This is a genomic window from Parvibaculum sp. (genome assembly GCF_045863935.1).
Taxonomy (GTDB): domain Bacteria; phylum Pseudomonadota; class Alphaproteobacteria; order Parvibaculales; family Parvibaculaceae; genus Parvibaculum.
Map to the genome: position 1 here is coordinate 36368 of NZ_BTVP01000024.1, position 20663 is coordinate 57030.

General features: G+C 60.8%; 18 protein-coding genes. 1 reads left to right on the forward strand and 17 read right to left on the reverse strand.

What is annotated here, in order from left to right:
• The first annotated feature begins 50 nt into the window (after positions 1-50).
• Positions 51-1367: a citrate synthase gene (gene gltA, locus ACKUUH_RS11390; RefSeq protein ID WP_407950036.1), complete on the forward strand. Its 1317-nt coding sequence runs from the start codon at positions 51-53 to the stop codon at positions 1365-1367.
• 55 nt (positions 1368-1422) lie between these two features.
• Here gltA and lpxB read toward each other — a convergent pair whose 3' ends face one another.
• The 17 genes from lpxB to ACKUUH_RS11475 form a co-directional block, all read right to left on the reverse strand.
• Positions 1423-2589, reverse strand: a complete 1167-nt coding sequence (gene lpxB / locus ACKUUH_RS11395) for a lipid-A-disaccharide synthase (RefSeq protein ID WP_407950037.1) — start codon at positions 2587-2589, stop codon at positions 1423-1425.
• Complete coding sequence (locus ACKUUH_RS11400; protein ID WP_407950038.1) at positions 2586-3464, reverse strand: LpxI family protein; 879 nt, start codon at positions 3462-3464, stop codon at positions 2586-2588. The genes lpxB and ACKUUH_RS11400 overlap by 4 nt, the downstream gene beginning before the upstream one ends.
• An 11-nt stretch (positions 3465-3475) precedes the next feature.
• A complete protein-coding gene (gene lpxA / locus ACKUUH_RS11405) occupies positions 3476-4276 on the reverse strand; it encodes an acyl-ACP--UDP-N-acetylglucosamine O-acyltransferase (protein WP_407950039.1) in 801 nt (266 codons plus the stop codon).
• Positions 4273-4749 (reverse strand): 3-hydroxyacyl-ACP dehydratase FabZ, encoded by a 477-nt coding sequence (fabZ, locus tag ACKUUH_RS11410; protein ID WP_407950040.1) that lies wholly within the window; start codon positions 4747-4749, stop codon positions 4273-4275. The genes lpxA and fabZ overlap by 4 nt, the downstream gene beginning before the upstream one ends.
• Before the next feature lie 34 nt (positions 4750-4783).
• A complete protein-coding gene (gene lpxD / locus ACKUUH_RS11415) occupies positions 4784-5845 on the reverse strand; it encodes a UDP-3-O-(3-hydroxymyristoyl)glucosamine N-acyltransferase (RefSeq protein WP_407950041.1) in 1062 nt (353 codons plus the stop codon).
• 48 nt (positions 5846-5893) lie between these two features.
• A complete protein-coding gene (locus ACKUUH_RS11420; protein ID WP_407950042.1) occupies positions 5894-6496 on the reverse strand; it encodes an OmpH family outer membrane protein in 603 nt (200 codons plus the stop codon).
• Positions 6497-6548: 52 nt separating this feature from the next.
• Positions 6549-8849, reverse strand: coding sequence for an outer membrane protein assembly factor BamA (bamA, locus tag ACKUUH_RS11425; protein WP_407950043.1), 2301 nt, complete (start codon positions 8847-8849; stop codon positions 6549-6551).
• A 175-nt stretch (positions 8850-9024) separates the two neighbouring features.
• Positions 9025-10194 carry an RIP metalloprotease RseP gene (gene rseP, locus ACKUUH_RS11430; protein WP_407950051.1) on the reverse strand — a complete coding sequence of 390 codons (1170 nt, stop codon included), beginning with the start codon at positions 10192-10194 and terminating at the stop codon, positions 9025-9027.
• A 127-nt stretch (positions 10195-10321) separates the two neighbouring features.
• Entirely contained in the window at positions 10322-11539 is a 1218-nt protein-coding gene (locus ACKUUH_RS11435) for a 1-deoxy-D-xylulose-5-phosphate reductoisomerase (protein WP_407950052.1), read from the reverse strand.
• Positions 11536-12333 carry a phosphatidate cytidylyltransferase gene (locus ACKUUH_RS11440; RefSeq protein ID WP_407950044.1) on the reverse strand — a complete coding sequence of 266 codons (798 nt, stop codon included), beginning with the start codon at positions 12331-12333 and terminating at the stop codon, positions 11536-11538. Before ACKUUH_RS11440 ends, ACKUUH_RS11435 begins: the two co-directional genes overlap by 4 nt.
• A gap of 63 nt (positions 12334-12396) precedes the next feature.
• Entirely contained in the window at positions 12397-13152 is a 756-nt protein-coding gene (locus tag ACKUUH_RS11445) for an isoprenyl transferase (RefSeq protein ID WP_407950045.1), read from the reverse strand.
• Positions 13153-13207: 55 nt separating this feature from the next.
• Positions 13208-13771, reverse strand: a complete 564-nt coding sequence (frr, locus tag ACKUUH_RS11450) for a ribosome recycling factor (RefSeq protein ID WP_407950046.1) — start codon at positions 13769-13771, stop codon at positions 13208-13210.
• A gap of 25 nt (positions 13772-13796) precedes the next feature.
• Positions 13797-14522 carry a UMP kinase gene (gene pyrH / locus ACKUUH_RS11455; protein ID WP_407950047.1) on the reverse strand — a complete coding sequence of 242 codons (726 nt, stop codon included), beginning with the start codon at positions 14520-14522 and terminating at the stop codon, positions 13797-13799.
• Positions 14523-14658: 136 nt separating this feature from the next.
• Positions 14659-15582, reverse strand: coding sequence for a translation elongation factor Ts (tsf, locus tag ACKUUH_RS11460; protein WP_407950048.1), 924 nt, complete (start codon positions 15580-15582; stop codon positions 14659-14661).
• A gap of 93 nt (positions 15583-15675) precedes the next feature.
• Positions 15676-16443: a 30S ribosomal protein S2 gene (gene rpsB, locus ACKUUH_RS11465; protein WP_407950049.1), complete on the reverse strand. Its 768-nt coding sequence runs from the start codon at positions 16441-16443 to the stop codon at positions 15676-15678.
• Between the two features lie 222 nt (positions 16444-16665).
• Complete coding sequence (dnaE, locus tag ACKUUH_RS11470; protein WP_407950053.1) at positions 16666-20073, reverse strand: DNA polymerase III subunit alpha; 3408 nt, start codon at positions 20071-20073, stop codon at positions 16666-16668.
• A 240-nt stretch (positions 20074-20313) separates the two neighbouring features.
• Entirely contained in the window at positions 20314-20448 is a 135-nt protein-coding gene (locus ACKUUH_RS11475) for a hypothetical protein (protein ID WP_407950050.1), read from the reverse strand.
• Positions 20449-20663: the final 215 nt, after the last annotated feature.

Sequence of the window (20663 nt, forward strand, 5' to 3'; positions counted from 1 at the left end):
GCCGCTCCAGAGCGGCTCACCGGCCAGCCCAACAGGACAGGTAGGCAGGCATGACAGAATTCGGAACCAAAGCCGGCGCGAAGTCGACCGCAACCCTCTCGGTAGGCGGCAAATCCTACGATTTGCCGGTATACGGAGGCTCGCTCGGCCCCAGCGTGGTGGACATCTCCGCCTTCTATGGTCAGAGCGGTCACTTCACCTACGACCCCGGCTTCACCTCTACCGCCAGTTGCGAGTCGGACATCACCTATATCGATGGCGAAGAAGGTACCCTTCTTTACCGGGGCTATCCGATCGACCAGCTTGCCGAACGCGGCAACTTCATCGAGACATGCTACCTGCTGTTGAACGGCGAACTCCCGACATCCGAACGATATCGCGAGTTCGAGCGCGCCATCACCATGCACACAATGGTGCATGAGCAGATGCAGTTTTTCCTGCGGGGGTTCCGTCGCGATGCCCATCCGATGGCCATCATGTGCGGCATGGTCGGAGCGTTGTCGGCGTTTTACCACGACTCGACGGACATCAATGATCCGCTGCAGCGGATGATCGCGAGCCGCCGTCTCATCGCGAAGATTCCGACGATCGCGGCAATGGCCTACAAATACTCGGTCGGCCAGCCCGTGGTCTACCCGAAGAACAGCCTCGACTATGCAGAGAACTTCCTGCACATGTGCTTCTCCGTTCCGGCAGAGGACTACAAAGTCGATCCGGTTCTCGCGCGCGCCATGGATCGCATCTTCATTCTGCATGCCGACCATGAGCAGAACGCGTCGACTTCGACCGTTCGCCTTGCCGGCTCATCCGGCGCCAATCCGTTTGCGTGCATCGCAGCTGGCATCGCCTGTCTCTGGGGACCGGCGCATGGCGGCGCGAACGAAGCGGCCCTCAACATGCTGCAGGAGATCGGCACGGTTGACCGCATCCCCGAATTCATCAGGAAGGCAAAGGACAAGAACGATCCCTTCCGCCTGATGGGCTTCGGTCACCGCGTCTACAAGAACTACGACCCGCGCGCCCGGGTGATGCAACAGACCTGCCACGAGGTGTTGAAAGTTCTCGGCATCAAGGACGATCCGCTGCTTGACGTCGCGCTGGAACTCGAGAAGATCGCCCTCAACGACGAATACTTCATCGAGAAGAAACTTTATCCGAACATCGACTTCTATTCGGGTATCACGCTGAAGGCGATGGGTTTCCCTACGACCATGTTCACCGTTCTGTTCGCGCTCGCCCGCACTGTCGGCTGGGTCGCGCAGTGGAACGAGATGATCGAGGATCCGGGCCAGCGCATCGGCCGTCCGCGTCAGCTCTATACGGGTGCAAGCCAGCGCGACTATGTGGACATGGGCAAGCGGAAGTAGTATTCCGCGCCGAAAAGAAAGGGCGTTCCTGCGGGAACGCCCTTTTTTGTTGTCGTCACAGAAGTTCGAGTACCGCCTGCGCTGCACGACGGCTCGGCGGTACGCCGTCGACACCGATGCGTGCTCGAAGTTCATCGAGATCGGCCAGTGCACGGCGTCTTTCCGCCGTATCGCTCATCAAGGGCCGGAGTCCGTTGAGCAGATCGGCTGCCGTGCACCGGCCTTGCAGATATTCGCGCACGGCCGGCCTGTCCAGAATGAGATTCACGAGAACGACAGACGGTATCTTGAGCACGCTGAGGGCAAACCAGCCGACCAGCGCCTCGGCGCGATAGGCGATGACCATCGGCACACGAGCAAGACCGAGCTCCAGCGCAACCGTTCCCGATGCAGCCATTGCGGCCGTCGCCGCATCGAACGCAGCTCGCTTTTCCGATTCTTCCGTCACGATCAGAACGTCGACAGGCCACGAGGTGGCGGCCTGTTCGACGAGGTCGCGGACATGTGGAACCACCGGCAGGACCACGCGCAAATTCGGAATATCTCGTGCGAGTTGTTTCACGACGTCGCCGAAGATGCCGATCAGGTGCTTCACCTCATTCAGACGGCTCCCCGGCAGAACAAGTAGAAGAGGCGCCGTTGGCGCAATACCGTGGGCCTCACGGAAGCGCGCGCCCGCCCCTGCTTCGGGTACCCGCTGGATGGCTGGATGACCGACATAAACGCAATCCACGCCAACCGACCGGAGGAATGCTGGCTCGAATGGCAACAGTGCGAGAACACGGCGAATGTATTTCTTCATCGCCTTTGCGCGACCTTGCCGCCATGCCCAAACGCTCGGGAGAACATAATCCACGATTGGGATGGAGGGCGCGCGGCGTGCGATCCGCTTCGCCACCATATGCGTGAATTCCGGACTGTCGATCACCACCACGATATCCGGCTTCACATCCACGGCATGACGCACGGTTTGCCATATCCTGCAAAAGATGAGCGGTAGACGCGGGATAATTTCCCGCGGCCCCATGACGGCAATATCCGTCATCGGAAAGATGGAGGCGAGCCCCTCTTTTTCCATGTTCTCGCCGCCGACCCCAGAGAACACGAGCGGAAAAGGCGACATATCCTTCAGGGCCGCCATGAGCTCGCCGCCCAGTGTATCGCCGGACGTTTCGCCGGCGACAAGCATGATGTGCCGTGGTCTGCTTTCGTCGCTGATCACGGCGATGCCCGATCGATCCGGCTGCGGGCAAGGCCCACGACGAAAATGCCCTTCCGGTTGGCTGCTTGCGCAACAGCCTCGGCATCGGCGATTAACGCGCCCCCCGCCTCGACCGCAATTCCGGCAAGGCCAGCCGCGGCAACGCGCTCCACTGTTTCGACGCCGATCGTCGGCAGGTCGACACGGCGTTCCTGACCTGGCTTCGAGAGCTTCACCAGCACGCCTTCCCGTTTTTCATCCCGTCCGCGGATATCCAGCGGCAATCCCGCGACACGTTTGAGCATCTCGTCCGTCCCCTCCGCGGCCTCAAGGGCCAGGACAATACCGCGGCAGGCAATAGCTCCTTGCCCTATATCGAGCGCACCGATTGCGAGCGCGGCCGCAACAGCTCTGTCTATGTCGGCTTCATCCTGCGGTGACGGCGCATGGGAAGTTATAACGCCTTCGGGCGCAAGCAGGCTTGCGGCGATTTCGTGGGCACCAACGATCCTGAATCCATGATCCTTCTCCAGGAAATCGGTAAGCCCGCGAAGAAGGCCGTCGTCGCCTTCCCTCATCCATCCTGCCACCCTCGGCAAGAGCTTCACGGCAGTCATGTCGAGACCCAGTTTGCTCAGGTCCGGGCGCGTGATCCCTCCGATCAGCACCAGGTCTTCGCATCCCGCCTGCTTCAAGAGCCGCAGGAATTCGCCCATCGCGCCGATCCTTACCCAGGCGTGTGGAAAATCCTCGATCTCGCTGCGGGCAGCCCCCTCTATGCCGACGATGAACACGTCACGGCCAGCCGCCCTTGCCGCCCTGGCGATTGCCACGGGCAAGGGTCCACCACCTGCCACTATGCCGAGTTTCCGGAAATTCTTCCCTGCGGTGCTCATTCAACCCGGGATCACGTCACGCGATCGAGCCGCGGCAGGCATATCGCCCGATCGGCCTCCGCGCGAATAAAATCCACGATCTCCATGACTTCCGGACTATCCGCAAACTTGTCCGCCACCTCGGCAACCCGCTCTCGTAGCGTGCCTTGCCCCGAGAACAGAAGGTTGTAAGCTTCACGCATGGCATGCATCTGCTCTCGCGAGAAGCCTCGGCGGCGGAGGCCAACAAGATTGAGCCCCATAAGGTTCGCGCGATTGCCTACGACCAGGCCATAAGGAATGACGTCGTTCTCCACGGCGCTCATGCCACCAACAAATGCGTGCTTGCCGACGCGCCCGAACTGATGAAGCGCGGCGCCGCCTCCGAAAATCACATAGTCGTCGATCTTGCAGTGGCCAGCGAGCAAAACGCTGTTCGAAAAGACGACATGGTTGCCCACGATGGAGTCGTGGCCGACGTGAGAACTAGCGAGAAACGCGCAGTGGTTTCCCACTCGAGTGACCATGCCGCCCCCTTCCGTGCCGGGGTTCATGGTCACGTGCTCACGTATGAGATTGTCGGTGCCTATCTCGAGCGTACTGGGTTCACCTTTGTACTTCAGGTCCTGCGGCGCATGTCCGATAGAAGCGAAAGGATATATCTGCGTGCGGGCACCGACGCTTGTATGTCCTTCCACGACGACATGCGAATGAAGAACGACACCTTCGTCCAGGACGACGTGGGGCCCGACCACGCAATAGGGCCCGACCTTCACATCGGGTGCGAGCTGCGCCTTCGGGTCGACGGTGGCTGTTGAATGAATTTGCGTCATTTCTGAGTGGGGCCTGCGATCATCGCACCGAGATCGCATTCGGCGACGATCTTTCCGTCGACCCGTCCCTCGCCATGATACTTCCAGACCGTACCCCTGCTCTGCAGCTTCGTGACGTGAACATGAAGGACATCGCCCGGCAGGACCGGCTTACGAAAGCGCGCGCGATCCACCGTCATGAAGTAAACGAGCTGATTGCTTCCGGAGGTGCCGAGATGATTGATGACAAGCGCGCCAGCGGTCTGCGCCATTGCTTCGACAATCAGGACTCCCGGCATGACGGGATGTCCGGGGAAGTGCCCCTGAAAGAAGGGCTCATTGTTCGTTACATTCTTGACGCCGATTGCCGACTGGTCGCCCTTCATCTCGATGATGCGGTCGATCATCAGCATCGGATATCGATGAGGAAGGAGCTCCAGCACCCTGTTGATATCGGCATAGCCGAGCGTTTCCGATACTTCAGCCTCGCTCATTCCTTCTTCCTTCCAAGACTACCCGCAGGGTCGCTTATTCGTCAGAGCCGCCGGTCTGCTTCTTTCGGCGCCCCAGCTTACGCGTTTCGACAACTTCGCGCCGCCACTCAGCTATAGGTCTGGCGGGCACGCCTCCATATTGCTGCCCCGGTGGCACATCGTGCACCACGGCCCCCCTGGCGGCGATCTGGGCACCGCTATTGATGGTCAGGTGCCCTGCCACGCCAACCTGCGCCGCCAGCACGACAAAATCGCCAAGCTTGGCGCTTCCGGAAACGCCAGTCTGAGCGACCACAATGCAATGTCTGCCGATTTCGGCATTGTGGCCGATCTGTACTAAATTATCGATCTTGGTGCCTTCGCCGATCACTGTATCTGGTCCCGCGCCTCGATCTACCGTCGAATTTGCGCCTATCTCGACATCGTCCTGCACGATGACTCGTCCCAGTTGCGGGACTTTTTCATGACGCGGCAATCCCATGGCAAAGCCGAAACCGTCCTGACCTATGCGGACACCGGGATGCAGTATCACCCGGTCGCCGATATGCGCATGGCTGATCGTCGTATTCGGGCCAATGAAGCAGTTCTTGCCAATCGTGCAGCCCTTGGCGACGGAAGCATTCGCGCCAATTACGGTTTCCCGACCGACTTCCGCACCTGCGCCAATGACGGCGCCCGGCTCCACGGTAACGCCCTGTCCCAGTTTCGCGGTCGGGTGCACAGTCGCCGCGGGGTGCACGAGACCCCTCTCGCCAAAAGTATCTCCGCCCGTAACTTCCTCAGGATAAAACAACTGTGCTGCAAGAGCGTAGGCCCGGTAGGGTTGCTCCGAAATCAGCAACGCGACCCCTTCGGGCGCTCGTTCGGCGAAACGGGGATGAACGATGCATGCGCCGGCACGGGTTCTTTCGAAAGCGCCAGCATATTTTGGATTATCCAGAAAACTGAGATCGCGCGGACCGGCGGCATCGAGCGGAGCCACGCCGTCGAGCGTGGCTCCCTCGTTCGTGCCCGAAGCAAGGCTCGCTCCCACGCGACGGGCGATTTCGCCCAGCGATAGAGGTTCCCTTGATGGAAAAAAGCGGTTGTCAGTCATGGCCGTCGCATCCAGGCGGCCACACTAAAGGCGCGCCTTCCGTTTTGATTATTGGGCGGCCTTCTGTTCCGCCTGCAGTTCCTCGATCGATACGGGCTTGAGCTCGATGGTCGACATGCGCTCATTGAGCCTCTTCAAGACCTCGGCAGAGATATCAAGATCCGCGCCGCCGGCAAGCACCACCGACTGATCGAAGAGAACGGTGCCCCCCTTCTCCTTGAGAACTTCAGCGAAAATCGGTCGAAGCGCGGCTTCCACCTTGCCGTTAGCTCGCTGCAATCCGAGCTGAAGAGACTGGCTCTTCTGCTGCATGGACTGCTGGAATTCGGCTTCGCGCTTCTGCCAGGCCTGCACCTTCTTTTGCAGGTCTTCCTGCGAGAGCAGCGCCCGCTCATCCGAAATCTTCTTCGCGTCGGCCTTGAGGGTGTCCTCCGTCTTCTGGCCTTCGGCACGGAGCTTCTTTGCCTGCTCCTCGAACTGACTGCGGATGTTCTGTCCAACTTTCGACTGGGCGAACACAGCTTCCGTATTGACGATCAGAACGACTGCCGGCCCCGCCGCGAAGGCGGGTGCGGCCGACATGGGCAGCCATGCCCCCAAAGCCAGGCCGAAAGCCACGGCGATACGCTTGAAACTCGACTTGTACTGCATTTCCGAACGTCCCTCTGATCTCTGGTTTCTTCGCCGTCCCCCGAACGGCGATTTAGAACGATGTGCCGGCGCTGAACCGGAAGGCTTCCTGCTCGTCATACGGCTCATCCAGCAGCACCTGCGCGAAGTCCAGGCGAATGGGGCCAAAGGGCGACTGCCAGTAGAGGCTCAGACCAACCGACGCGCGCGGCGCGAAATCGTCGACGATGCCGGGGTAGAGCGTATTATCGTAGTCCGAAAGGCCGATATAACCGCCATCGGCAAAGACCGATGTCTTTATACCCAACGCATCCGGAAGACCGTTTGGAAAGGACAGTTCCGCTGTGCCGAAGATATACGCCGTGGCGCCGACCGCATCGCTGTTCGTCGACGTCAGATCGCGCGGACCGACACCGCCTCTTGCGAAGCCGCGAATCGTATTACCGCCCTTGAAAAAATGATCGCTCAGCGGAATGTCATCACCGATACCATGGATGTACCCGCCATCGAAACGCCAGCTTGTGAGGAAATCATCAGACAACGGAAAGTAATACCGCGCGAGAATCTCGTTGGAGACATACCGCACCGTGCCGCCAAGGCCGGCGAAATTCTGGGTGAACAGGAAATCCCAGCCCCCTGTTGGCTCAACCGGATCGTTTCGATTGTCGTAGTAATAGTCATACCCGACGATTGAACGATACTCGGTTCCTTCGGCATCTTTGATAATCGGAGAAACGCAAAAATTACCCGGTACGAGAGCGGGGTCGCTACACGAGAGATATCGGACGTTGAAAATTTCGTCGAGGCGGAACTGATACCTCGCGAGGAAGCGACTCTTTTCGGATAGCGGGAAGCCAAATCGAAAGCCAAAGCCCTGAGACCGCGAGTCAAATGAGGACTCATTTTGAAAGTCGGTCTCGCTACCGAACAAATCGATACCGCCAACAAGATCCCGGTCCAGGAAATACGGGTCGGTGTAGTGGAATTCGATTAGCTGCCGGCGCGCCGAAATCGAGAGCGATGTGCTGAGTTGCAGACCGCGCCCAAGGAAGTTCCGTTCCGAAAGCTGAATACCGGCGACCGCGTTATCCAGCGTCGAGAAGCCGGCGCTCAGCGACAGCGAACCGGTAGACTGTTCCTGGACGTCCACACCGATGATCGTCTTGTCCGGCGCCGAGCCCGGGTTCTGCGTGATTTCGACCTTGCCGAAATACTGCAACGCACGGATGTTCTTCTCCGACTTGTCGAGAAGCACTTTGTTGAAAGCATCGCCCTCCGACATCCGCATCTGACGGCGGATCACCTTGTCCAGCGTACGGGAATTACCCGTGATATCGATACGTTCAACGTAAACGCGCGGTCCCTCGGCGATCTGGAACGTCAAATCGATCACACGCTCGTCCTGACGGCGCTTGACGCGCGGGCGAACCTCGGCAAATGCGTAACCTTGCGTACCCGCGGCGTATGTCAGTTGGTCGATCGTTTTGTCGATGAGACCGGCGTCATAAACCTCACCGGTCACAGGCAGCAGCAATGCTTCAAGCTCTTCCTGGTTGAGCTTGTCGAGGTCGGTGGCGACAGCGATGTCGCCGAAATGATAAATTTCCCCTTCGTCCACCGTGAAGGTGATGTGGAAGGCCGCGTCGTCACGGCTCAAATCCGCAACGGCAGACACGACGCGGAAGTCAGCATATCCGCGCTGCAGATAGTAACGGCGCAGCAATTCCCGGTCATAGGTCAGGCGGTCGGGATCGTAGCTATCGGACGACGACAGGAACTTCCACCAGGCGGACTCGCTCGTCGAAATCACTTCGCGCAGCGTACCGTCGCTGAACTCCTTGTTGCCGATGAAGTTGATCGACGCGATCTTCGTTTTTGGTCCTTCATTGATCTCGTAAACGAGGTCAACACGGTTCTGCGGAAGCTGAATAACCTTCGGTTCGATCGTCGCCGAGAACCGCCCACCACGCCGATAGAGTTCGATCATCCGGGTTACGTCGGATTGAACCTTGGCGCGCGTATAAATAACGCGTGGCTGCAGCTGAACTTCCTTCTGGAGATCCTCTTCCTTGATCGCGCTATTGCCCTCAAAGGCGACACGATTGATGATCGGGTTCTCCACCACCGAGACAATGAGCTTCGTCCCCTCAAGGCGCATCGTAATGTCGGCAAAGAGGCCCGTGCCGAACAGCTGTTTCAAGGATTGATCGGCGAGTTCGGGGCTATAGATCGCACCGGGTTTGATCAGCGTATAGGACCGCACCGTCTCGGCCTCGATACGCTGGTTGCCGCTGACCTCAACCTCGGTGACGACAAGTTGATCTTCGGCGGCCTCGGCGTGGGTGGCAACGCCAATGCTGCCGACGCAGATCATGGCAAGTCCCCAAGCGAGAACGAATGTCCGCGAAACCATCCCAATGCGTTTCGCAGCTGTCAAACAAGCGGCCAAGTGCCCCATTCCGTCCCCTAATCTCTCACGCCGCACCGCCCGTATACTTCGGTCGCGCGGACTATCCGATACCGTTGCAGGGTTTTCCCGCATCCGGCGATTAACTGAACAAACCACTCAGAAAAGCAAAGACCTGAAGGTGAACCAGATCATTCCAGGTGGCGAAAACCATCAACATCATGACCAGTGCAAGGCCGATCCTGAAACCGTATTCCTGCGCCTGCTCGCCCAGCGGCCGCCCCCGGACAGCTTCGACCGCGTAATACAGCAAATGTCCGCCGTCGAGCATTGGCACAGGGAAGAGGTTCAGGAGCCCAATGCTCACCGACAGCATCGCAACCATGCTGATCAAGGCCGCAAATCCGATCGTTGCCACCTGCCCGGATACTTGCGCTATCCGCAGCGGGCCGCCCAACTGATCGGCGTCCTGCGTGCCGGTAAAGATGCCGCCGATATAGTTCAAGGTCCGCTCGGTAACGAACCAGGTTTCCTCTACGCCGAGCCACACGGCGGTGAAAGGATCGCTGCGAACAAATTCGACGTTCGCACTATCGATCTGCCTTACGATGCCCAACATCGGAATCTTGTGGACGTTGCCGAACCGGTCTGTGACTTCCTGAATCCTGGGCGTCGCGAGAAGCGTGACCCGCTCGCCGTTTCGCATTACCTCGAATGAGAGCTGCTTGCTTCCGCTCGTCGACACGAAGCGCTGCATGTCCTCGAAGCTCGCTATCTGCGATCCGTCGATTGCAACAATCTGGTCGCCGGGCACGAAACCAGCGTCTGCCGCCGCGCTGTCCGGGTTGACCTCGTCCACCACGGCAGTCGCGACCGTCCGTCCGACAAAGGTGAATATCCCGGCGAAAATGAGAATGGCCAGAAGGAAGTTCGCTACCGGTCCCGCGGCGACGACCGCCGCCCGTTGCGGCAAGGGTTTGAAGTAGAAAAGGCCCGCTCGTTCGTCCGCCGGTATATGCGCCAGACGCTCGCGGTCCGGAACGCTTGCGGCATTCTCGTCGCCCGCGAACTTCACATACCCGCCAAGGGGTATCCAGCTAAGCTTCCAGCGCGTGCCGTGCTTGTCGTTCCAGCCGAAGATCTCCTTGCCGAATCCGACGGAGAAAACATCGACCTTCACACCGCACAGGCGTGCGACAGTGAAATGACCGAGTTCGTGAAAAAAGACCACGACGGTCAAAACAAACAGAAAGGGAATGAGATAGCCCCAGAGCGATTCTCCAAAGCCGCCGATACCCGTTAGCAAATCCATCGCGTTCAAGCTGTTATCCCACACATAAAGCGGCACCGTGGCCCCGCAGGACCGCGATCCTCTTCCCCGTCTTCAGTACGTCCCGGCCGACCCCGGCTGCCTGGGCGCGAACGGCTCACAGCCTACGTCACCGCAGGTGATTTTGCACCCATTCCTCTGCGCGAATCCGCGCAATTCGGTCGATTTCGTAAACCGTTTCAAGGTCGGCCGGTGTACCTCCCCCGCCCGTGCCCATTTCCAGAACCGATTGCGATACCGCAACGATATCGAGGAATCCTATCTTTCCGGCCAGAAAGGCCGCAACCGCAACCTCGTTGGCAGCATTCAGCGCGGTCGGCGCGCCTGACCCCGCACATAGGGATTCGCGAGCAACGCCAAGCGCAGGAAACCTTTCAATATCAGGGTTTTGAAAGGTTAACTGAGCAATCTGGGCGAGATCCAGCCGCGTTGCGGGGGTCACCATTCTCTCCGGCCAGGCAAGCGTATAGGCGATCGGCGTGCGCATATCCGGCGAGCCGAGCTGGGCAAGCACCGACCCGTCCACATAGCCGACCATGCTGTGGATGATCGATTCCGGGTGAATGATGACGTCGAGCCGCCCCTCTCCGACGGGAAAGAGGTAGTGGGCCTCGATAAGCTCCAGCCCCTTGTTCATCAGGGTCGCGGAATCGACCGATATCTTCGCGCCCATTTCCCAGCGGGGATGAGCGACGGCCTGGGCGGGCGTTGCCTGCGCCATCGCCTTCAGGGTCCAGGTCCGAAAAGGTCCCCCCGAGGCGGTAAGGATAATCCTGTCGACAGCATCGAGCCTGTTCTGGTCGAGCACCTGGAATATGGCGTTATGTTCGGAATCGACGGGGAGCAGCGTTGCCCCTGCCTTCTCCACCTCTGCCAGAAAGAGCGAACCCGCGGAAACAAGGCATTCCTTGTTGGCCAGAGCAACACAAGCACCGCGTCGAACGGCGGCCAGCGTCGGCGCGAGGCCGGCCGCACCGACGATCCCCGCCATCACCCAGTCGGAGGGCCTTTTCGCCGCTTCCACGACAGCTTCCGCTCCTGCCGCCACTTCGATCCCGCTTCCCGCGAGTTCCGATTTCAGCGTCGCATACAGATTTTCGTCCGCAATAACGGCAAGGCTTGGCTTGAGCCGTCGCGCCTGCTCCACCAGGCCCGCTACGTTTCGGTGTGCGGTCAAGGCGACAAGCTCGAACCTGTCGCGGTTGCGAGCAATGAGATCAAGGGTCGAGCAGCCTATAGACCCTGTAGAGCCCAACACCGTCACTTTTTTCACGTCATTGAACGGCGCCTCGATGACGGTGTCGTCGTTCTGCACGTTGAGGGTCACGGCCAAATCAGAACTCCAGCCGCCGGGTTGGCGGCATTGTGAACGAGACTGAGCAGAGCGGCTCCGAGGACCACCGCGATCAATCCGTCAACGCGGTCCAGAATACCGCCATGCCCCGGAATAAGCGCACCTGAATCCTTCACACCCGCCCGACGCTTCATGGCCGATTCCGCAAAGTCGCCTGCCTGTTCGATAATCGTGAGGCCCAGCGCCACCAATGCGAGAATGATCGCGCTCCCCTCGCCCAACCAGATCGAGAAGCCGAGCGAGAGCACAACCGCGCCCACCATTCCACCGATGAGGCCTGCCCAGGTTTTTTTCGGCGAGATGCTTGGAGCGAGCTTCGGCCCACCGATGAAGCGGCCCGCAAAATAAGCGCAGATGTCGATCGCCCAGACCATCGTGAGCAGCCACAACACGGCAGTAAAGCCATGGTCTGTGTCCTGCCGCAGCCAGATCAGCGCAATGATGGGCAGAACGACATAGGGATAAGCAATGAGAGCCGGCAAAAGCCGTTCCGCTTTCCAGCTCCGCGACGCCAGCGAAAAGGCAAGGCCAGCCGCGCCTGCGGCGAGGGCCGCATCGGGAAGACCTGAGGCCGCAAGAACGATCGCCAGAACGGATGTTACCGCAAGCGGAACAGCGGCGCCGACGCCCCCCGCGAACAGAAGGCGCGCCGTCTCGACGGACATGAGCACGGCGGCAGCGGCCAGAAGAAGGGCGAAAGCCCATCCGCCGAGCCATACGGCCCCCAGCGCAAGCGGTGCGAGGACCAGCGCCGAAAGCACACGCACCCTGAGATCTCCTGTGCGGGCCGACGGGCTGGGTTCCATTGCGCTCGAAGTTTCCGTCATCCCTCAGGCCCCGGCTGCCGGACGGCCACCGAACCGGCGGTCGCGCCGCTGATATTCGGCGATCGCCTCCTGCAACCTGTCCGGCGTGAAATCCGGCCAAAGCGCATCCGAAAAAACGAGTTCGGAATAGGCGCTCTGCCAGATGAGAAAGTTCGACAAGCGCTTCTCTCCGCTCGTGCGGATGATGAGATCGGGATCGGGAACGCCGGCTGTGTCCAGGAAGCGCGCCACTGTTTCCGGGGTAATTGCCTCCGGGTCCAGCCGCCCCTCCTTCACCTCACGGGCAATCCTGCGGACGGCTGAGGCAATCTCATTCTGTCCGCCATAGTTGAATGCGATAAGGAGCTGGAGCCGGGTGTTATTGGCGGTTAGAGCTTCGGCTTCCTCGATAAGCGCGACAATGTCCGGCTCGAGATGATGCCGGTCTCCGATGATACGGATACACACGCCATTCTGATGAAGCTCTGCAAGATCGCGGCGGATGTAGAGCCGAAGAAGGCCCATGAGGTCATTCACCTCTTCGACCGGCCGTTTCCAGTTTTCCGAGCTGAACCCGTAGAGCGTCAGATATTCGATGCCGAGTTCGCCCGCGGCCCGGACGATGACGCGGACCGCTTCCACACCCTGCCGGTGTCCGGCAGCTCGAGGCAGATGCCGCTTGGCGGCCCAACGTCCGTTGCCGTCCATGATAATGGCGACATGCCGGGGAGGCCTCCCCGGCGCAGCATCGCTCATTGTCTGGCCGGAAGAGAGGGTCATCGTCCTGTGTGTTCTTTCCTATAACGCAGATCGCCAAGGCAACTGTTCGCCCAGCTTACACCTGCATGATTTCCGCTTCCTTATGCGCTAGCGCAGCGTCGATCTCACCTATGATCTTGTCGGTCAGCTTCTGGACCTTTTCGCCCCAGGATTTGTGCTCGTCTTGACTCATGTGTGCGTCTTTTTCGAGGCGCTTCAACTCATCCATGGCATCGCGCCGAACATTTCGGACCGCAATGCGCGCCTGCTCGGTGTATTTCGAGGCAATCTTGGTGAGCTCCGTACGCCGCTCCTGGTTCAGCTCGGGTATCGGCAGGCGGATCAACGAGCCATCGACGTTCGGATTGAGGCCGAGGCCGGAGTTCCTGATGGCCTTCTCGACCGCCGAAACCATGCCCTTGTCCCAGACCTGAACCGTGAGCATGCGGGGCTCCGGCACGCCAACCGTTCCGACCTGGTTGATCGGCATGGTTTGACCATAGGCCTCCACGACGAGCGGATCGAGCAGGCTCGCCGATGCGCGCCCGGTCCGCAGACCCGCGAATTCCTGCTTCAGCGATTGCAGCGCACCACGCATCCGGCGTTCGGCGTCGTCGATGTCGAAACTGTCGTCTGCCATTTTCTATCCTTTTTCCTCGTAGGGCTCAGGCGGCGTCCGAGATGACCGTGCAACGTCCGGCCCCGGTCAAGACATCGGCGAAGCCGCCCGGCTCGTCGATCGAATAAACGATGATTGGAATTCCGTTCTCGCGTGCCAGCGCAATGGCAGAAGCATCCATGACCTTCAGGTCGCGCGACAGAACATCCATATAGGTCAACCGGTCGTACCGCTCGGCGTTGGCGACCTTGTGAGGATCGGCGGAATAAACGCCGTCAACCTGCGTTCCCTTCAGCAAGGCATCGCATCCCATCTCGACGGCGCGCAGCGCGGCGGCCGTGTCCGTCGTAAAGAAAGGGTTGCCCGTGCCGGCTGCAAAAATAACCACGCGACCCTTCTCCATGTGGCGTACCGCGCGGCGCCGGATATAGGGCTCGCAGACGGTCATCATGGGGATCGCCGACTGAACGCGCGTCGGCACGCCTATGGCCTCGAGCGCCGTTTGCATGGCAAGTGCGTTCATCACCGTGGCCAGCATGCCCATGTAGTCGGCGCTGGCCCGTTCCATACCCTTCGCAGCGCCGGACAAACCACGGAAGATGTTACCACCGCCAATTACGAGGCAAACCTGAACGCCCACCTCAATCGCCTGCCGGATGTCGCGTGCGATGCGGTCGACAGTATCGATGTCAATGCCGTACTGGCCGGGGCCCATCAAGGCCTCGCCCGAAACCTTCAGAAGTACGCGGGCATAGAGCGGTTTTTGCGGCATGACTTGCTTCCGTGGCGGCTGGCCCAGGGCCTTTTCGTATGGGCCGTGATCCGGGCGAATCCCGGCAGGTCACTGAGACAATAACGCCCCCGACGCCATCTGGCGAAGGGGGCGTCAATTCAACGGAAAGACCGCGTCAGCCGCGGGCGGCCGCCACTTCCGCGGCGAAGTCCGACTCTTCCTTCTCGATACCCTCGCCAAGCGCGAAGCGAACGAACCCGATCACGTTAATCGGGGCGCCGATTCCGGCTTCGGCGGCCTTCACGGCCTTTTCGACCGTCTCGTCAGGATTGACGACGAAGGCCTGGGAGAGGAGGACGACCTCCTCATAGAACTTGCGGATGCGGCCTTCGACCATCTTCTCGATGATGTTGTCGGGGCGGCCGGATTCCTTTGCTTCGGCGATGAGCACATTGCGCTCGCGCTCGACAACGGCCGGGTCCAGATCCTCTTTGCGCGTGGAAAGCGGATTGGTCGCCGCGATGTGCATCGCAATCTGGCGGCCGAGTTCCAGGAGCTTCGCCTTGTCGCCGCTCGACTCGAGACCGACAAGCACGCCGATCTTGCCGAGGCCGGGTGCCACCTGACTGTGCACATAGGCAGCTACGACACCCTCGGAGACCGAGATGTATCCAGCGCGGCGCACATTCATGTTTTCGCCGATGGTGCCGACCATTTCCGTCACGTAGTCCTTCACGGACTTCGAGGCACCGGGATAATTCGTGGCGACGAGCTTGTCGAAATCGCCCTCGTTCGCGAGTGCGACGGAGGCAATATCCGCCACCATTTTCTGGAACTGTTCGTTGCGGGCAACGAAGTCGGTTTCGGAGTTCACTTCGACCACCGCGCCGGCATTGCCGCTCGCGACGACACCGATGAGGCCTTCAGCGGCCACACGGCCGGCCTTCTTCGCCGCCTTGGCGAGGCCTTTGGTGCGGAGCCAATCGACCGCCGCTTCCATGTCTCCGCCGGTTTCGTTCAGCGCGGACTTGCAGTCCATCATACCTGCGCCGGTCTTCTCGCGCAGTTCCTTCACCATGCTCGCGGTGATGTCAGCCATTGTATCCTCGATTGTCTGTCGTAGCGTTGTCCGGCGCGGGAACGTCACGCCTTGAGCGGCCCGGCCGGAGCCGGGCCGTCCTTGAATAGGCGATTACTGGGCTTCCGCCGCAGCAGGAACTTCTTCCGCCACAGGCTCGGCCTGGGCGCCGACATCGACGCCCGATGCGAACTGGCTCTGCGAGATACCGTCGATGACGGCGCGCGAGACCAGGTCGCAATAGAGAGTGATGGCACGAGCCGCGTCGTCGTTGCCCGGAACCGGATAGGCGATGCCGTCCGGGTTCGAATTGGAATCGAGAATGGCGACGACGGGGATGCCGAGCTTGCGGGCTTCCTGGATCGCGATCTCTTCCTTGTTGGTGTCGATGACGAAGATGAGGTCGGGAAGGCCGCCCATGTCCTTGATGCCGCCGATGGCGCGTTCAAGCTTGTCGCGCTCGCGAGTCAGGTTCAGAACTTCCTTCTTGGTCAAGCCCTTAGCTTCACCGGCGAGCATCTCATCGAGCTGACGGAGACGACGGATCGAGTTCGAAATCGTCTTCCAGTTGGTCAGCATGCCACCGAGCCAGCGGTGGTTGATGTAGTACTGGGCGCACTGGCGGGCGGCCTGCGCGACGGGCTCGGACGCCTGACGCTTGGTGCCGACGAAAAGCACGCGGCCGCCGCCGGCGACGGTGTCGCGAACGGTGACGAGAGCTTGATGCAGAAGCGGAACAGTCTGCGCCAAGTCAATGATATGAATGTTGTTTCGGTCGCCGAAGAGGAAGGATTCCATCTTCGGGTTCCAGCGGTGGGTCTGATGACCGAAGTGAACGCCCGCTTCCAGAAGCTGACGCATAGAAAAATCGGGAAGTGCCATTGCACTTTGCTCCTTTTCCGGTTGAACCTCCGCGGGGAGTGAACGACAAATGTCGCACCGGACCGACTAACCCTATGTTTTCCTTCATAAAAAGGAATGTGGGAGAGCCGAACCCCGCGTGTGGAATGGCGCCTCTATAGGCGTAAAACGGGAAAAAGGCAAGAGACACAGACCGTTACCGGCTTATCCCCGGCCGACTGTCATCGAAATGTCATCGAAACGTCATATATCGCGAACCTCGACCACGCCGGGGACCGACTTGATCGCACCGCGGATCTGGGGTGTCACCCGGTAGCGGTCCTTGAGACGGAGCTCGACCTCCCTGCCCCCGCTGCACATGAGGACAAGTGAGACGAGGCCCTTGCCCTTTTCGGCGAGACGAGATTTCACCGCTTCGAGACTCTCCTCCCCCTCGACAAAGACCTTCAGACCCGCGCCCGTGTCCTTCACGGCGTCATCCACGCTGCGGACGGACTGGGCCCGGAGCTTCACCTCCTCGCCGATGCGCTCGATCTCGACGCTGACCACGACGGCGTTGCCCGGCTCCATGAGCTGGCGCGCCTGATTGAGAACCTCGGAGAAGACCACGAGCTCGAACTGGCCGGTGGGGTCGGAGAGACCGAGGAAGGCGAAGGGATTGCCCTTCCTGGACTTGCGCTCCTGACGCGCGGTGACGGTGCCCGCCACTTTCTCGGCGGTGGTGTTGCGCTTCAAAAGCTCCGCGAAGGTGACGACGCCCGCCCGCTTCATATCCGTCTGGTAGTCGTCGAGCGGATGGCCGGAAAGGTAGAAGCCGACGGCGTTGAATTCTTCCGTGAGACGCTCCATTGGAAACCAGGGTTCGACGGCCGGAAGCGAGGGCCGCGCCGCCTCGACACCGCTGTCGCCGCCGAAGAGGCTGTCCTGCTTGCTCTCGCGCTCCTGCACGGCGGCATTCGCCGTGCCGAGCAGGAGATCGGCGGCCGCCAACACCTGCGCGCGGTTCGGGTTCAGCGCGTCGAAGGCGCCGGCGCGGGCGAGATTTTCCAGGGCACGCTTGTTGACCATGCGCGGATTGATGCGCTTGGCGAAATCGAAGAGGTCGCGGAAGGGACCGCCCTCACGGCGAACCTCGACGATGTGCTCCATCGCCTGAAGACCGACATTCTTGATCGCGGAGAGCGCGTAGAGTATCTCGCCATCGGCAACGCCGAAAAGCGCCTCCGACCGGTTGATGCAGGGCGGCCGGACCTTGATGCCGAGACGCTCGGCCTCCTGCTTGAAGACGCCAAGCTTGTCGGTGTTGCCGAGATCGAGGCTCATGGACGCGGCGAGGAACTCGACCGGATGGTTCGCCTTCAGCCAGGCCGTCTGATAGGCGACGAGCGCGTAAGCGGCGGCGTGCGACTTGTTGAAACCGTATCCGGCGAACTTGTCGACCAGTTCGAAAATGGTTGAGGCCTGGCCCTTGCCGATGCCTTTTGCGACCGCGCCGGTGACGAAGCGCTCCTTCTGCGCCTCCATCTCTGCCTTGATCTTCTTGCCCATGGCGCGGCGAAGAAGATCGGCTTCGCCGAGCGAGTAACCGGAGAGGATCTGCGCGATCTGCATCACCTGTTCCTGATAGATGATGACGCCGTGCGTCTCCTTCAGGACGGGTTCGAGCAGCGGATGCAGGTAGTCCGGTTCCTCCTGCTTGTGCTTGCGGCGGACATAGGCCGGGATGTTGTCCATCGGACCCGGACGATAAAGCGCGACGAGAGCGATGATGTCCTCGAAGCGGTCGGCCTCGAGCTTGCGCAGCACGTCGCGCATGCCCGAACTTTCAAGCTGGAACACGCCGACGGTTTCGCCCCGCCCCAGCATGGTGAACGTCTTTTCGTCCTCAAGCGGCAGATGTAGCAGGTCGATCGCGATGTCCCGGCGCGCGATGAGCTTCACTGCGCGGTCGAGAACGGTGAGCGTTTTCAGTCCCAGAAAGTCGAATTTCACGAGGCCCGCAGGCTCCACCCATTTCATGTTGAACTGGGTGACCGGCATGTCGGAGCGCGGATCGCGATAGAGCGGCACCAGCTCGTCGAGCGGCCGGTCGCCGATCACGACACCGGCGGCATGCGTCGACGCATGGCGGTAGAGGCCTTCGAGGCGCTGACCGATTTCGAGGAGCTTCGCCACCGTCTCGTCGTTGCGCTGCTCTTCCTGCAGGCGGGGCTCGCCCTTGATGGCTTCGGGCAGCGTGACCGGCGCGGCCGGGTTGTTCGGCACCATCTTGCAGAGACGGTCGACCTGGCCATAGGGCATTTGCAACACGCGGCCGACGTCGCGCAGCACGGCGCGCGCCTGCAGCTTACCGAAGGTGATGATCTGCGCGACCTTGTCCTCGCCGTAGCGGGCCTGCACGTAGCGGATGACCTCGTCGCGGCGGTCCTGGCAAAAGTCGATATCGAAGTCGGGCATCGACACGCGCTCGGGGTTCAGGAAGCGCTCGAAGAGGAGGCCGAAACGGAGCGGGTCGAGGTCGGTGATGGTGAGCGACCAGGCGACAACGGAACCCGCACCCGAACCGCGGCCCGGCCCGACGGGAATGCCCTGCCCCTTTGCCCATTTGATGAAGTCGGCAACGATGAGGAAGTAGCCCGGGAAATCCATCTTGATGATGACGTCGAGCTCGAAGTCGAGGCGCGCGCGGTATTCCTCGTCCGGCGCGACCGCTTCCTGCGAGGCAAGGCGCGCGGCGAGGCCTTCATGAGCCTGACGGCGAAGCTCGTCGGCCTCGGATGTACCGGCGGCGAAATTCGGCAGGATGGGCTTGCGCGTGCGCGGACGATAGGCGCAGCGGCGCGCGATCTCGACCGTGTTCGCGGTGGCCTCCGGCAGGTCGGAGAAGAGCGCGAGCATTTCCGCCTGGCTCTTGAAGCGGTGCTGCGGCGTGAGGCGGCGGCGGTCCCCCTGCACGACATAGGCGCCTTCGGCAATGCAGATCAGCGCGTCATGCGCCTCGTATTCTTCCTCCTTCGTGAAGAAGGGCTCGTTGGTGGCGACGAGGGGCAGCGCGTGCCTGTAGGCGAGTTCGATCAGCGGTCCTTCGGCGGTGCGTTCGGCTTCCATGCCGTGACGCTGGAGCTCGACATAGAGGCAGTCGCCGAAGACCTCCTTGAGCTTGAGCAGCAGCGCCTCGGCGGCGTCCACCTGGCCCTGGACGATGAGCTTGTTGACGATGCCGCCCGGCCCGCCGGTGAGGCAGATGAGGCCTTCCGAATATTCGGCCACGCGCTCCAGCGGCACCTGAGCCGCCTCGCCCGCTTCCGGCTCGAGGAAGGCCTTGCTCGAAAGCTTCATGAGGTTTTCGTAGCCGCGCTCGTCCTTCACGAGGAAGGCGAGCGTGCCGGACGGCTCGCGGCGGGCGGGACCGCGCGAGGGCTCTTCCGGGGCGTCGAGACGGATGGGGAGCGTGCAGCCGGTGATGGGCTGGATGCCGGCACCCGACATGACCTCCGAGAATTCGAGTGCGCCGAAGAGGTTTGCCGTGTCGGTGAGGGCAAGGGCGGGCATGCCCTCCGTCTTGCAGAGCTTCGGCAGGTCCTTGATCCGGATCGCGCCTTCCAGCAGCGAATAGGCGGAGTGGAGACGGAGATGGATGAACTGGGGCATCGAGTCGGCCATGGCCCATTGTCGGGCGGCGGGGACGCGGAGTCACCCGGAGAGGCCGTCCTTCACTCCCTCCGGAGCGTCAAACTTGTGGAGAACTTTCACTCGGCACTGCGAACGCCGCTCCCCCGCCCCGGGAAATTCTTCGCTCGCTCGAATTTCCCGACCCGCCCCACTCCCTGGTGGCTTGTCCACCAAGGCGGACAAGCTGGGCGGGTGAGCGACGGGGGGTTGTGCCGTTCCTCAGCCGACGAGGGCTTCGGCGATCGAGACCCAGGTGGAGGCTACATAGATGAAGGCGCCGACGGAGATGAGCGCCGCGACGTCCTGCACCCAGCCATCGCCCGAATTGCTTACCGCTTTCATCAGTCCGCGCATTGCCTTCTCCCTTGTTCACCAAATGTTCCAGTAGGAACTGTTTCCCTTTTGTTCCCATCTGTCAAGTGGAAGAGCTCTGAAATACCCCCGTTCGACGTCGAGAAAATAATTGCTATATTTGTCCCCTATTATGTCAGGGGGGCTAATGTCTGAATTTGTTATGACCTGCGCCCCAAGTTTCATCCAGTCGGAAGTAGAGTCTCGTGACCATTTGA